Source organism: Croceibacter atlanticus HTCC2559 (assembly GCF_000196315.1).
GTDB lineage: Bacteria > Bacteroidota > Bacteroidia > Flavobacteriales > Flavobacteriaceae > Croceibacter > Croceibacter atlanticus.
The window spans coordinates 2787034-2801805 of record NC_014230.1 but is presented as its reverse complement, the minus strand read 5'-3'; the positions used below and the strand labels follow the sequence as shown (position 1 = coordinate 2801805).

Here is a 14772-nt window from a genome sequence, read left to right as displayed (position 1 = left end):
ATATCTATATATGACTCACGATATCATCTCTGCTAGCGACCTAAAAAAAGTCGCACCAGTATTTGGACAACTTTCTTTTGACGATCACGAACAAATCGTGTTCTGTAATGACAAAGATACGGGTTTAAAAGCAATAATCGGGATACATAGTACGGTACTTGGTCCTGCATTAGGAGGAACTAGAATGTGGAATTACGAAAGCGAATGGGATGCCCTAAACGATGTACTAAGACTATCTCGTGGTATGACATTTAAGAGTGCTATTACAGGCCTTAATTTAGGTGGAGGTAAAGCGGTTATCATTGGCGATGCTAAAACTCAGAAAACACCAGAGCTTATGAAAAGTTTTGGAGAGTACGTTCACTCTTTAAGTGGTAAGTACATTACTGCAGAAGATGTTGGTATGGAAACAGTCGATATGGATTTAGTAAGAGAAGTAACACCTTATGTAACTGGAATTTCAGAAAGTAAAGGTGGAGCTGGTAATCCTTCTCCTATAACTGCATATGGAGTATTCATGGGAATGAAAGCTGCTGCAAAGTATAAATTTGGAGATGATAACCTAGAAGGTAAGCGCGTACTTGTTCAAGGTATTGGTCATGTTGGAGAATCTTTAGTAGAACACATTACCAATGAAGGTGCAGAAGTAATTATAAGTGACATTAACCAAGAACGCTTGGAGTATGTAAGAGATACTTATGGTGCTTCAATTTATGGTGGTTCAGATATTTATAGTGAAGACGTAGATATTTACGCACCTTGTGCTTTAGGAGCAACTGTTAATGATGAAACTATACATAAAATAAAAGCTAAGGTAATTGCAGGTGCAGCAAACAACCAACTTGAAGATGAAAATAAGCACGGTAAGATATTGCAAGATCGCGGTATTGTCTATGCTCCAGATTTCTTAATTAATGCTGGTGGTATTATTAACGTGTATGCAGAACTAGAAGGGTACGATAAAAAAGAAATTATTCGTAAAACAGAAAACATTTTTAATACAACATTAGAAATACTTAACTCTGCAGATGTTAATAAGATAACTACCCATACAGCTGCATTGCAAATAGCGCAACAAAGAATTGCGACTAGAAAAATGGAAAACGAAGGGTAAAATCTTCTAAAAATACATAATTTTGCAGGGCGAAATTCACTAAGGATTTCGCCCTTTTATTTATTAATGCTCTTTTGAATTATTATGCTTACAAGACGTCACATTCGGGTAAAAGTTATGCAATCCTTATATGCATACGAGCAGTCTGAAAATCAAAATTTAAATGCTGAAGAAAAGTTCCTGAAGAAAAGTATGGAGGATATGTACGACCTCTTCCTTCTTATGTTGAACTTAATGATTGAAACCCGAAACCACGCAGAATCCTATTTAGAAAAAACCTCTAAAATGCACTTGGCGACAGAGGAAGAGAAAACACCAAACAGAAAGTTTATTAATAATGAACTTTTAAAGCGATTAGATGCTAGTGAGTATTTTAACAATCTTATTACAGACAGAAAACTTACCAACTGGTCAAGAGATGATGAGTATAAAACCATTATTTGGGAGTCTCTAAGAAATAGCCAGATTTATCAAAACTATATTGAGTCTGATAAGCAGTCTTTTAAAGAAGATAGAAATTTTGTTGCAGAGTTTTTTAGTGAAATCATAGCGCCTAATGAAAAGTTATACGATTACCTAGAAGATCATAAACTTACTTGGCTAGATGATTTGCCAATTGTAAACACAACTATTTATAAGCTTATAGAAAAAGCTAAAAAAGACGATGTAGCCTTTGGTATCCCAAGATTGTTTAGAAATACAGAAGATAGAGATTTTGCTGTGGAACTTATGCAGAAAACCATTCTTAATGATGTTGAATACACATCAGAAATTTCTAAAAAAACACCAAATTGGGATAAAGAACGTATAGCAGAGTTAGATGCTGTTCTTATGAAAATGGCAATATGCGAGTTTGTTAAATTTCCATCGATACCAGTAAAAGTTACAATAAATGAATATCTGGAAATTGCCAAAGAATATAGTACTCCAAAGAGTAGCATATTTATAAACGGAATTTTAGATAAAATAAGTAAAGAGTTTAAAGCAGATGGAAAATTGAATAAAATGGGACGCGGTTTAATGTAGTCTGATATTTTTAGTATTTTTACATCTTAAACAAACTTAATTTAATCATTAAAAGAATACCTAATTATGAAAAAAGGAATTTTAGTAATGTTTGCAGCAGCAGCAATGGTGTTTACATCTTGTAAAGAAAATGCAGCAGACAAAGTAAACGAAGAGAACGTTGCAGCAGCAGCAGAGCGTGATGCACAAGCAGGAGATTTTCCAGTTATGGAATTTTCTAAAACTGAGCACGACTTTGGTACTATAAACGAAGGTGATGTGGTAGAGCATGAGTTTACATTTACTAACACAGGAAAAGCACCATTAGTAGTAACAAACGCTAAAGGTAGCTGTGGTTGTACTGTACCAACTTGGTCTAAAGAGCCTATTGCTCCAGGTGCAGAAGGTAAAATGTTAGTAAAGTTTAACTCTAACGGAAAGCCTAACCAGCAAGTTAAGACAGTTAACATTACTGCTAACACAGAAGCAGGTAAAGAATTAATTAAAATTAAAGCGTTTGTAACGCCTAAGAAAAAAGCAGCTGGTACTCCAGAAGCTAAATAATTATAAATGGGAGATTTAGGAAGTTTTTTGCCAATATTGGCAATGTTCGCTGTAGTGTATTTCTTTATGATTGCACCACAGATGAAAAGACAAAAGAAAGAAAAGGCATTTGCTAAAGAATTAAAAAAAGGAGACCGTATTGTTACTAAAAGTGGTATGCACGGTAAGATTCTAGATTTTAGTGATAAGCTAGGTGCTGTAGTCATAGAAACCGGTGCAGGTAAAATAACTTTTGACCGCTCTGCAATTTCAATGGAAGCAAGCCAAAAGCTTAATGCGCCGCCAGCAGAGAAAAAATAAATCTCTATTATTCTATTTAGTTAGAATATGAAACATAAAAAAAGAGCCTTCAAATTTTGAAGGCTCTTTTTGTATTTAAGAAGCTTAGGTTTTAATCTTCACCTAAGAAAGGATATCTGTAATCTTTAGGAGCAACAAAAGTTTCCTTAATTAACCTTGGAGATACCCAACGTAATAAGTTAAGCTTACTACCAGCTTTATCATTAGTACCACTTGCTCTAGCACCACCAAATGGTTGTTGCCCAACTACAGCACCAGTACACTTGTCGTTTATGTAGAAATTACCTGCGCAGTTTTGTAATGCTTTAGTAGCGTGTGCTGCAGCATGTCTATCTGTAGAGAATATAGATCCTGTTAAAGCGTAGATAGATGTTTCATCAACTAACTTTAAAGTGTCATCAAACTCTTCATCTTCGTATACATAAATGGTAACAACAGGTCCAAATAATTCTGTTTGCATTGTTGTATACTTAGGGTTGTCTGTTACAATTACTGTAGGTTCAACAAACCAACCTTTACTCTTGTCGTAGTTTCCGCCAACAATTATCTCTGCATCTTTATCTTCTTTAGCTTTATCTATATAACTAGCTAGTTTATCAAAAGAGCCTTCGTGTATAACCGCAGTTACAAAGTTCCCCATATCTTCCGGAGATCCCATTTTAAATGATTTTACATCTTCAACAAGATATTTTTTTACATCTGCCCATAAACTCTTAGGGATGTAACATCTTGAACATGCACTACATTTCTGACCCTGAAATTCGAATGCACCTCTTGCAATTGCTGTTGCAACTTGTTTAGCATCTGCAGATTTGTGAGCCATGATGAAATCTTTTCCACCAGTTTCTCCCACAATTCTTGGGTATGTTTTATAAGTATGTATATTGTTTCCAATTGTTTTCCATAAATCTTGAAAAACATTAGTACTTCCTGTAAAGTGTAGGCCTGTAAAATCTGGGTGACTTATTGCAACATCAGAAATCATAACAGGATCTCCCATTACCATATTAATAACACCATCTGGTACACCAGCCTCCTTAAATACTTCCATCACAACTTGTGCAGAGTATACTTGGCTATCACTTGGTTTCCAAAGTGCTACATTACCCATTAATGCTGCACTTGCAGGAAGGTTTCCTGCAATAGCAGTAAAGTTAAATGGTGTAATTGCATATACAAAACCTTCTAATGGTCTGTACTCAACACGATTCCAAGCCTCAGATGTAGATTCTGGTTGATCGTCAAAAATCTGTGTCATATATTCTACGTTAAATCGTAGAAAGTCAATCAACTCACAAGCTGAATCTATTTCTGCTTGAAATATTGTTTTAGACTGCGCTAGCATGGTAGCGGCATTTATTTTTGCTCTATATGGTCCTGCAATAAGCTCGGCTGCTCTTAAAAATACAGCTGCACGTTGTTCCCAAGGAAGATCTGCCCATTCTTGGCGAGCTTTTAAAGAACCTTCAATAGCTTCTTCAACGTTTTCCCTTGTTGCTTTGTGGTAGGTACCTAATGTATGTTTATGGTCGTGAGGCGGATGCATAGTAGCAGTATCTCCAGTTTTAACCTCTTTTCCGTTTATATAACAAGGTACTTCAACAGTACTGTTATATAACTCTTTGTAGGTGTTTAAAACCTCTTCACGCTCTGGCGATCCAGGAGCATAACTCTTAATTGGTTCATTTACCGCTGGCGGCACATGAAAAAATCCTTTTCCCATAATAATATATCTATTTTATTGGTTATTCTTTATCTCTTACAAATGTAAGGATTTGAACTTGTTTTACTATAGAAACACTAGTGTTTAACAAGAATTTACAGGTCTAAAAGTTGAGAGCAGGAAATCATTTATTAATTTTACATAAAAATACGACTATGGGATTCTTCGATAAATTTAAAAGCTCAAGAGACATTGCAAAAGAAGAAATTAAGGAAGTGCCTTGGAAACTACTTTCTGATGTTTCTCAATTGGATAAAATACTAGAGGAATCTAAATCGAAACCTGTAGGCATTTTTAAGCATTCTACACGTTGTGGTATTAGTAAAATGGTTCTTAGAGGATTTGAGCGTGAGTATGATTTAGATGATGAGAAAGCAAGCATCTATATGTTAGACCTGTTAAACTACAGATCTATCTCTAATGAAATTGCTGCTAAATTTCAGGTGTTTCACGAGTCGCCACAATTTATTGTACTTGAAAACGGACAAACTAAGAATCACGCTTCTCACCAAAGTATTTCTGTAGATCAACTAAAATAAATTTAACAATCTTTGTCTAACAGCTCAACTGAAACATCTTCAGTCTCTATTTTAGAAAGAAGTTGTAATTGGTTGTTTTTAAATAAAGAATCTATAGTAGTAATAGAGTAGTCTTTAGTTTTTGGTTTGTAATTTTTGTAGTCTACAAATCTAAGACCATTAACAGTCCTTGCATTATATGCTTCTCTAAATCTAATACCACCACCATTAACCTCATAGGTATACGCTAAATAGTCTATAGTAAAACGTTTTTTATTTATCCAATACATATAAACGTCTTGGTAGTCTGTACCGCCACCATCTTGATTAAACCAAACTTTAATTTTGTAATACTCTGTATCTTTTAAACTAGTTTCTTCTACCAACTCTTTATTTACAGAAGCATCATTTAAGCCATATGGTAAGTGTGCGAAGTAATGAACTGAGTTAATACCGTCACTAATTTTTGCTATAAGAGTATCGTGAACTTTATCTGGTTTACCATCTCTTAAACGCATTAAACCATCATTATCTAGCATATCATGTGTGATTTGCCCTGTAGAGTCTGTAGCAAAACGCTCTAGCATGAATTTGTTGCATTGTCTTGTGCTTTTATACACATTGTCCCTAAAATTAAATGTAATCTGTGCACTCTTATAAAGCTCACCTCCAGAAACTTTTATAGTTTTATCAATTATTTCTTGAGCGGTATAATTTGGTTCGTTATTACATGAAGTTAAAATAAGAGCTAATACACAAAGGAGTAGAGAAGTGCGCATGATATGGTATAGAGTTTTTACAAAGAACGTAAATGCGACTAAAACCAATTGTTAAGCCTAGTATAAATCTCTAAAGATTTTTGTTTCTTCTTTCTTTGTATCGCTCTCTAAAGGTTCTGTTTTTAGTTTGGCTTAGTTTGTTTTTATTCTTTCTATTATTGGCTAATATGATTAGGAATAAAAATGCAAGACCAACAAATACTAAGATGAGTTGGGTAAGTGGCGATAAGTTTTCAAAAAAATCTAACATAGATTAAAAGTACAACCTAAGAACTATAAATTAAAATGATGTGGTTTAAATTACCTATTTCTTGTGTCACTTTCAATAATACCGTCACGAAGTCTTATAACACGATGCGCATGTTCTGCAATATCTTCTTCGTGAGTTACTAAGATTACTGTGTTTCCAGCTTTATGTATATCATCAAAGAGTGCCATGATTTCTACAGAAGTTTTAGAATCTAAGTTTCCTGTAGGCTCATCTGCAAGTATAATAGAGGGTTTGTTAACTAACGCTCTACCAACAGCAACACGTTGACGTTGCCCTCCAGAAAGTTGGTTAGGCTTATGATCCATACGGTCTGCTAAACCTACATCTGTAAGAACCTCACTAGCGCGTTCATTTCGTTCAGATTTTGTGGCGCCTGCATAAACCATTGGCAATGCCACATTGTCTAAAGCAGTGGTTCTTGGTAAGAGATTAAAGGTTTGAAATACAAAGCCAATTTCTCTATTTCTTATATCTGCAAGCTCATCATCTGTCATTTGGCTTACATCTTTTCCGTTAAGTGTATAAGAACCATCTGTAGGAGTGTCTAAACAGCCTAAAAGATTCATAAGTGTAGATTTTCCAGAACCAGATGGTCCCATAAACGCTACATATTCACCTTTCTTTATGTCTAGGTCTATGCCTTTTAAAACGTGAACAGTTTCTTGACCTAATTGAAAATCTCTAATAATATTCCTAATCTCTATGACGTTGGACATGCTTTAGTTTTTTTAATAGGACGCTAGCCTATAATATTTGTTACAATAGGATGTAAGTAAATTTACAGCTTTCAATAATCATACTGTATATTTGTACTTCTGCATAATGCAAAACTATTTTAGCTACTATGGATTCTTCAACACTTTATCCACTTAAATTTAAACCACTTTATAAATATAGAATTTGGGGTGGTGAAAAATTAAGAACTACATTAAATAAAAATTTTGAGGAATCTAATATTGGCGAATCCTGGGAGATTTCTGATGTTAAGAATAATCAAACTTTAGTAAAAGATGGAAGCCTAAAAGGAATGAGCCTTCAAGAACTTGCTGAAACCTTTACTACAGAGTTTTTGGGAACTCATGTATATAAAACATTTGGAACAAACTTCCCTTTACTTTTAAAATATATAGACGCAAAAAAACCATTGTCTATACAGGTGCACCCTAATAATGAGCTTGCTGAAAACCGTCATGATTCTTCTGGGAAAAATGAGATGTGGTACATTATGGATGCCGAGGATGATGCTGAAATAATAGTGGGTTTTAGTAAAGTAGTAACAAAAGAAGAGTATCAAGACGCTCTAAAATCATCTAGCATAACTAAAATCTTAAATAAAGAGTCTGTCACTAGAGGCGATGTATTTAATATTCCTACTGGTCGTGTTCACGCAATAGGTGCAGGTGTATTGTTAGCTGAAATTCAACAGACATCTGATGTTACCTATAGAATTTATGACTACGATAGAGTAGATGCTAAAACTGGAGAGCTAAGAGAATTACATACCGAGCAAGCTTTGGATGCTATTGATTTTGATGTAAAAGATTCTTATAAAACGAGCTATTCAATTAAAGAAAATGCATCTTCTAAATTAATACATACGCCATACTTTAAAACCAACATCTTGGCAATGAATGGAAATCTAAAGAGAGATTTCTCTAATTTAGACTCCTTTGTAATACTTATGAGTGTTGAAGGTTCTTTTATAGTTACTTACAAAGAATATAACTATTCTATAAAATTTGGTGAGACCTTATTAATTCCTGCTTGCATTACAGATATAGAGATAGACGGAAAAGGAAAGCTATTAGAGGTTAACCTTTAAGAAGCATTTACTAAGGCTTCAATTTTTGTAATCATTTCTTTAGCATTTGTTGCGTTAGGATCTAGAGACAATGCTTTTTTATAATTTTTTAATGCCATTTGATAATTTCCTTCTTCTAAATATGCTTCACCTAAACTATCAAAAGGATTAGATGACTCAGGAAACTCTTCAGTATTAAGGGTGAATATTTTAATGGCACCTTGAGTATCTCCACTTCTAAGCACTCTATATCCTAAACTATTTAATGAATTTTCATCTGAAAAGTCATAAACTTCAGGTTTGTTTTCTTTTAATTCTTTATAATAAGTCACACCATCGTTTACATTAGTATTAATGCTATCTTCTATAGCATAAGTGATAGATTTTTTTCCAAAAGGCTTAAGATCATCTACCAAACCTAAAACAACATTATCTAACACATTAGATGCCTTTGCGCCACTAGTATTGGTTGTAACTACAACACCCATATTATATTTAGGATATACATAAACAAAAGTGTTAAAGCCAAAAGCGCCACCATGATGTTCATAATAAATACCGTGGATAGGATGATTTTCTACAGGCCAGAAATAGGCCATATACTCAGCGTCACTAAAGGTGTAAACTTTTTCGTGACTTTTTTGAGCTAATACGTTTGTACTATCTAATTGAAACTCGATATAATTTAAAATATCTGGCACAGTAGATTTAACGCCACCTTCTGCACCCCAAAGATTTTTACCTAATGGTAAAAATGGCATTTTTGTACGTTTATCATTATAACCTTGAGCTAAATTTAAAGAGTCTAGCTTAGTTAACTTAAGCTTACTGTTATTCATATTAAGATTATCAAATAAAACATCTTTCAACAAATTATCATAAGACTTATGATTTACTTGCTCTAAAATATGACCTGTAAGATTAGCGCCAAGATTAGAGTAACTGTAAATATGACCAGGCAACGTATCTAATTTTATCTCGTGTAGATAATTGAAGAAATCGTCTTGGGAATACCCCATTTCAATAGCATTAAACTTAAAAGCAGTACTATCATTAATTGTCTGCATAATTTCAGCAATGCCTTTATTGTTGCCAGGTAATCTTGAGGTATGAGATAATAAATCTCTTATTCTAATAGGAGTGCCGTTGTACTCTAGGTTTGGATAATCTTCATCTAAAAACGTTCTTATATCATCATCTAAAGAAAGTTTACCCTCTAAAACTGCTTGAGCTACTAAAGCACCAGTCATTGTTTTAGTAACAGAAGCTATTTCATAAAGTGTTGAGTCGTTTGGAGTATTGCCAGTATTTGGATCTAGCTCACCATAATGAGAAGTATATTTATTACCATCTTTAAAAATGCCTATTGATATAGCAGTAACAGATTCATCCTTCAGAAATCGAGAAGCATTAGTATTCATAGATTTTTGAACAGCAGTAGCATTTTCATTCTTAGAAGTAGTTTTAGGCTTGTCTTTACAGCTAAATATAAAAAGTGTCATTAATGCTAAAAGGAAAGATGAAGATTTCATAGGTTGGGTTTTGGTAGTAATTAATAGACGTGCCTAATTTAAATATGTTACACTTATCTTTAAATGAGGTGTTTAACTATTACTAAAAAAACACTTACTTTAGCAATTGTAAAACTTAGCCAATTTTGAATACACTCTCTATAGTTGTACCAGCTTACAACGAATCTGCCACCATAGATATAATTTTAAAAGTTCTTGTTAATGTATCTCTTCCGGAAGGCTTAGATAGAGAAATTGTAATAGTGAATGATTTTTCTACAGATGATACTTCTATTAAGATACAAGAATTTATAGAGAACAACCCGCAGACAAAATTTCAATTCTTCAGCCAACCTAAAAATATGGGGAAAGGTGCAGCGCTTCATAAAGGAATTGAAATGGCTAATGGTGATTTTATCATTATACAAGATGCAGATTTAGAGTACGATCCAGAAGAGTATAATAAATTACTTAAGCCTATATTAAATGGTAATGCAGATGTTGTATACGGTTCTAGATTTATGGGTGGTAATCCGCATAGAATCTTGTTTTTTTGGCATACAATAGGTAATAAATTTCTTACATTTTTAAGCAATATGTTTACCAATCTTAATTTAACAGATATGGAAACTTGCTATAAACTCTTTAGAGCAGATATGCTCAAATCTTTAACACTGAAAGAAAGACGATTTGGATTTGAGCCTGAGGTTACCGCTAAAATCTCTAGAATTCCTAAGGTTAGAATTTATGAGGTTGGAATTTCCTATTACGGAAGAACTTATGAAGAAGGTAAAAAGATAAATTGGAAGGATGGTATAAGAGCATTGTGGTGCATTTTGAAGTATAATATTTGGGCTAGATAGTTACACCCTTATTACAAAATGCTCCTTAGCTTGCTCTTTTCTTAAAAATACAAATCCCCACTTAAACGTATCTATAGTTACTGTAACGCTTTCATGATTTTTGATAAGCTCCCAAGCCTTTGTCATATCTTTATTAAGATAAATATCATCAAAAATAAATACAGTGTCGTTGTGGCTTAGCGGTAAAAGTGCTTCAAAATAACGTAGTGTAGCATTTTTGGTATGGTTGCCGTCAATAAAAACTAAATCGAATGTGGATTGTAGTTTTGGTAACACGTTATCAAACTCACCATTTATTAACTCTATGTTCTCAAAGTTAAAGCTGTTAAAATTGTCTTTCGCTAGTTTGGCAGTTTCTGGGCAACCTTCAATAGTTAATACAGATGTATTTTCATTTCCTGCTGCAATAGCAACAGAACCTAAGCCAACTGATGTGCCTAACTCCAATGCTTTTAAAATATTGAGATATCTAACTATCCTGTTTAAAAGTTTGGCGCGTTTTAATTTTGTACCTGCAAACTTTCCTATTTTAGAAACCTTACGCTCTGAAGATTTAAATATGCGAGATCCTGAACCTAAATCTGAAACGCTTATAGTTGCCTTATTCTTTCGAATACGCTTTTTGTAAGACTTTATAATTTCATAAGCTGTATGCTGTTGGCGTTTATAAAAGCATTGTGTTACTAATTGATACACAAATGGTGAATGAACGCCGTGCTGATTTCTAGATGTTCTTAGAAACTTTAAGTAAGATTTAGATTGGTGTATCATAAAAACGCTAGTCTATTCCCAATAAATTTAAAACTTTAAGTCCAAAGATAAAGGCACTTTCTTTATTACCATTTATATTGCTAGTAACGTAATCTACCCGAAAAAAACGAAATTTCCCGAAACCAACATTATCAAACCCAACAGAGTATTCTGTATAAGGTTTATTTTGAGTTGTATTTAGTGTGTGCGCGCCTAGTACCAAGCTAAAGCCCAATGTGTTTACTAAAGGTATTTTATTTAAAATATAGCCTTTAAAATCGTGCTCTAAGTGACCTTCAAAATATGTATCATTAGTGCTTAAAGCATAATATGGTAATAGGTTAAAATTATTAAGATATGTATTACTGGTACCTATTCTTGTTTGGTTACCATTAAAATGTTTAAAATCTAAATAACTAATAGCTTCACCATTTAAAAATGTACCTGTTCTTAGGTTATATCCAAATCTACCTTTATTTCCAATATTAAAAGCTTGTGCAAGTCTGGCTTTAAGATGATGAAAATTATAATCACTTACAGTAGCTCCATAACCACCTTCGTAGCCAAGAAACAAAACGGGATATTTGTCTGGTCTAGTATTGTATTTGCCATCAGGATAGCTGTAGTATTTCTGTCCAAAAACTAGTTGGGCATTAAGGCTTGCTTTTACAATATTATGTTCAACAAATGGAGCGGAATCTTCATTTAAAGGTTGTAATGGATTGTTACTTGTAAATTGCTCATCTTCTCTTGGGTAAAATGTTTGGTCTGTAGTATTAAATAGAGGTATTCTACGTTCATAACTAGCGCCTCCATAAAATCTTAATCCATTAATTAATTCTTGAGAATAACCAATTTGTGCATATTGCCTTTCATATGTTTTTAAATAATTGCGTTCAAAGAAAAGACTAGCAACATCATTTACTATAAGTTTAATAGGCTCTTCGGAGTTTATCTGTTGTGTCTCTGTTCCTGCTTCAAGTGAAAGAATAGGTCTCGATGTATTATTAAATTTTTGTTGATATCCTGCTTTTAACCTAAGTTTCTCATCTGATGTACCATAATTACCAGTTGTATACAAACGCCAATATTTTCGATTAAATTCCTCTTGATTTTTTTGAAAGCTAGCAGTGAGTGAGCCATTCCAACCTTGCACTGTATTGTAGTGTATATTTGTTATTGGAGCACTTATATCAAAATCATATTTTTTGAACGAATTCTTATAGTGATAGCCAAAAAGTACATCTGAAACTTTAAAACGGTTTTCTGCTCGATCTACAGAGTCTAAATAGGTTTTTGAACCACGTATTTCTTGTATGCTGTCTTTTTTAATGTAATCTGTTAGTTCTTCATCTGTAAGCGGTACTGGTCTTACACCTTTCCAGAAAATCGAATCCTTTTTGTTAGCTTCAGATTCATATGTTAATATTTCACTACCAAATGTTTTAGAATCAAATTGAGGTGAAAAATCATAATTACTATAAACAGCGGTAAACCTTCCATTTCCTTTAACCCCAAAAAAAGCAAAACTAAAATCGACTACTTGAGACGTTCTTAACCAAAGTGAATCAATAGTGGAATATTTAAAATTTTGTGTAAACACAAGGGTTTCAATAAAAGGAATTTGAATTGCTTTTCCTGTAATATTTAATGCTGTACCATAAATTTCATAAGTATCTTCAGAAATATAAATTAACCCAGAAAATACAGGATCATTTTGGCGTTTTGGGATAACTTCTATTTTATTAATTAAATGTCCTAAATCGTCATAAAATACACCAACTAGCTTGTAGTCGTAATAGTTAAAAGCATAGTCTGCAATTGGTGAAATTACTTGTGTGTTAAGATTTATAGTATTGTTATAAAAAGAAATATTACTTTCTTGAGCAGTGTTTAAACTAAATCCATTGTCATCTCCACTTACAATAGAGGCCACAATATTTTCCTTAAAATTATCTGGAGCTTTATATTTAATTTCACTAATGGTTTCACTTAAGTAAATAACGCCTTGTCTTGTAGAGTCTAAGCCACCATTAAAATCACCAATTTCCTGACCAAGTATTTTTTCTGGAGCATCTTCAATTCGCCATAAGCCTCTGGAATAAAAATCGGCAGTAAATTCATTTGTTTTAGCAAGGTTTGTTTTCCTGTTTGCTATAGCTTCTCGAATAATCCTATAGGCAGGATTTTCACCAGAGTTTAAAACAACTTCATCTAAACTTGTAGTTTCTTCCTGTAATGTAGCATTTAAAATATATGGCAGTTTAGAAACTTGTACAGTTTTCTTTTCTGGAGTATATCCTATAAATTGAAAACTTATGGTATATGTACCAAGAGCATCTATATTTAATTCATAATTACCATCTTTATTGGTAGTTGTGCCTGTACTGGAGTTATCGATATAAATATTTACAAAAGGAAGTGGCTCGCTCCTGGCATCTGTAACTTTACCAATAATCTGAGAAGAAGCTACCGTGTATAGCAATAAAAATAAAAAAGAGGTATATAGTTTCATAGTACAGATTATAAGTCACGAAAATAGCATAAATAGACTTAAAAATTAATAGACATTAACACAAGTGCTAATGTACTATTGTGCTTAATTATCATTAATTTTATCAAAAAAAGTAAGCAGATGAAGATTTTAAAATCAATTTTAACAGGAATAGGAGTAATAGCAGTAATTGGTGTAAGTATACAAGCTGTTCAAGATGCGCCTACAGCTCCTAAGAATGAAAATACAGAAGTAAAAGTTGTAAATGATTATAATGTATACGCTCTACCACTTCCAGATAATTTAAATTTTGCGGGAGAACCTGTTCCGGTTCAAAATCCAGATATTAAGGAGCGTATGGATAGAGAACTTTTAGTAAATACCTATTGGCAGTCTAACGGTCTTTTACTTTTTAAAAGAGCTAATAAATACTTTCCTATAATAGAACCAATATTAAAAGAAGAAGGTGTGCCAGAAGATTTAAAGTACTTGGCAGTGATAGAAAGTGGATTAACACAGGCTGTTTCTCCTGCTAGAGCAACAGGGTTCTGGCAAATTTTAAAAGAAACAGGTAAAGAATACGGTTTAGAAGTAAATGATAATGTAGATGAACGTTACCATATAGAAAAATCTACAAGAGCTGCGTGTAAATATTTAAAAGCATCTAAAGAACGTTTTGGATCTTGGACACTTGCAGCTGCAGCATATAATGCAGGTAATTATGGTGTTTCTAGAGAAATGGAGCGTCAAAATGTAAATGGTTATTATGACTTATTACTTGGTGAAGAAACTGGACGTTACGTTTTTAGAATTTTAGCATTGAAAGAAATTTTAAGCAACCCAGGAAAATATGGTTTCAATTTTCAAGAAAAAGATCTTTATACAGAAGTGCCTACGTACAAAGTTTCAGTAGATACTGCAGTTTCAGATTTTACAAAATTTGCTGAAGGTTTTGGTATAAACTACAAAATCTTAAAGATTCACAATCCTTGGCTTAGAGAGAAACACTTAAATAATTCTTCTCGTAAAAAATACTCTATAGATATTCCAGAAGAAGGATACTATACAACGCCTTAACT

The 14772-nt window shown here is 33.1% G+C and carries 15 protein-coding genes; 8 read left to right on the top strand and 7 right to left on the bottom strand.

Annotated features, from left to right (window positions below):
* Positions 1-10 precede the first annotated feature (10 nt).
* From CA2559_RS12755 to yajC, 4 genes are all read left to right on the top strand, one after another.
* Positions 11-1114 (top strand): Leu/Phe/Val dehydrogenase, encoded by a 1104-nt coding sequence (locus CA2559_RS12755; RefSeq protein WP_013188325.1) that lies wholly within the window; start codon positions 11-13, stop codon positions 1112-1114.
* 117 nt (positions 1115-1231) lie between these two features.
* Positions 1232-2140 (top strand): transcription antitermination factor NusB, encoded by a 909-nt coding sequence (gene nusB / locus CA2559_RS12750; RefSeq protein WP_013188324.1) that lies wholly within the window; start codon positions 1232-1234, stop codon positions 2138-2140.
* A 66-nt stretch (positions 2141-2206) separates the two neighbouring features.
* A complete protein-coding gene (locus CA2559_RS12745; RefSeq protein ID WP_013188323.1) occupies positions 2207-2683 on the top strand; it encodes a DUF1573 domain-containing protein in 477 nt (158 codons plus the stop codon).
* Positions 2684-2689: 6 nt separating this feature from the next.
* Positions 2690-2983 carry a preprotein translocase subunit YajC gene (yajC, locus tag CA2559_RS12740; protein WP_013188322.1) on the top strand — a complete coding sequence of 98 codons (294 nt, stop codon included), beginning with the start codon at positions 2690-2692 and terminating at the stop codon, positions 2981-2983.
* Between the two features lie 91 nt (positions 2984-3074).
* Here yajC and pruA read toward each other — a convergent pair whose 3' ends face one another.
* Complete coding sequence (pruA, locus tag CA2559_RS12735) at positions 3075-4706, bottom strand: L-glutamate gamma-semialdehyde dehydrogenase (protein WP_013188321.1); 1632 nt, start codon at positions 4704-4706, stop codon at positions 3075-3077.
* Positions 4707-4861: 155 nt separating this feature from the next.
* Here pruA and ytxJ point away from each other — a divergent pair, with 155 nt between their 5' ends.
* Positions 4862-5245, top strand: a complete 384-nt coding sequence (gene ytxJ / locus CA2559_RS12730; protein ID WP_013188320.1) for a bacillithiol system redox-active protein YtxJ — start codon at positions 4862-4864, stop codon at positions 5243-5245.
* Positions 5246-5247: 2 nt separating this feature from the next.
* Here ytxJ and CA2559_RS12725 read toward each other — a convergent pair whose 3' ends face one another.
* From CA2559_RS12725 to CA2559_RS12715, 3 genes are all read right to left on the bottom strand, one after another.
* Entirely contained in the window at positions 5248-6003 is a 756-nt protein-coding gene (locus CA2559_RS12725; protein ID WP_013188319.1) for a DUF6503 family protein, read from the bottom strand.
* Between the two features lie 70 nt (positions 6004-6073).
* Positions 6074-6253 carry a hypothetical protein gene (locus CA2559_RS12720; RefSeq protein ID WP_013188318.1) on the bottom strand — a complete coding sequence of 60 codons (180 nt, stop codon included), beginning with the start codon at positions 6251-6253 and terminating at the stop codon, positions 6074-6076.
* Positions 6254-6303: 50 nt separating this feature from the next.
* The gene (locus CA2559_RS12715) at positions 6304-6990 is read right to left on the bottom strand and encodes an ABC transporter ATP-binding protein (RefSeq protein ID WP_013188317.1); all 687 of its coding nucleotides are present in this window, start codon (positions 6988-6990) and stop codon (positions 6304-6306) included.
* Positions 6991-7118: 128 nt separating this feature from the next.
* Here CA2559_RS12715 and CA2559_RS12710 point away from each other — a divergent pair, with 128 nt between their 5' ends.
* Positions 7119-8096 (top strand): type I phosphomannose isomerase catalytic subunit, encoded by a 978-nt coding sequence (locus CA2559_RS12710; RefSeq protein WP_013188316.1) that lies wholly within the window; start codon positions 7119-7121, stop codon positions 8094-8096.
* On the opposite strand, the gene CA2559_RS12705 is transcribed toward CA2559_RS12710, so the two are convergent.
* Positions 8093-9607, bottom strand: a complete 1515-nt coding sequence (locus CA2559_RS12705; protein WP_013188315.1) for a serine hydrolase — start codon at positions 9605-9607, stop codon at positions 8093-8095. The genes CA2559_RS12710 and CA2559_RS12705 overlap by 4 nt on opposite strands.
* Before the next feature lie 125 nt (positions 9608-9732).
* On the opposite strand from CA2559_RS12705, the gene CA2559_RS12700 reads away from it, so the two are divergent.
* Positions 9733-10449 carry a glycosyltransferase family 2 protein gene (locus CA2559_RS12700; RefSeq protein ID WP_013188314.1) on the top strand — a complete coding sequence of 239 codons (717 nt, stop codon included), beginning with the start codon at positions 9733-9735 and terminating at the stop codon, positions 10447-10449.
* Here CA2559_RS12700 and CA2559_RS12695 read toward each other — a convergent pair whose 3' ends face one another.
* Together CA2559_RS12695 and CA2559_RS12690 are read right to left on the bottom strand one after the other, a co-directional pair.
* The gene (locus tag CA2559_RS12695; RefSeq protein ID WP_013188313.1) at positions 10450-11220 is read right to left on the bottom strand and encodes an O-methyltransferase; all 771 of its coding nucleotides are present in this window, start codon (positions 11218-11220) and stop codon (positions 10450-10452) included.
* A gap of 7 nt (positions 11221-11227) precedes the next feature.
* Complete coding sequence (locus CA2559_RS12690) at positions 11228-13714, bottom strand: DUF5686 and carboxypeptidase regulatory-like domain-containing protein (protein ID WP_013188312.1); 2487 nt, start codon at positions 13712-13714, stop codon at positions 11228-11230.
* 120 nt (positions 13715-13834) lie between these two features.
* Here CA2559_RS12690 and CA2559_RS12685 point away from each other — a divergent pair, with 120 nt between their 5' ends.
* Positions 13835-14770 carry a lytic transglycosylase domain-containing protein gene (locus CA2559_RS12685; protein WP_013188311.1) on the top strand — a complete coding sequence of 312 codons (936 nt, stop codon included), beginning with the start codon at positions 13835-13837 and terminating at the stop codon, positions 14768-14770.
* Positions 14771-14772 lie beyond the last annotated feature (2 nt).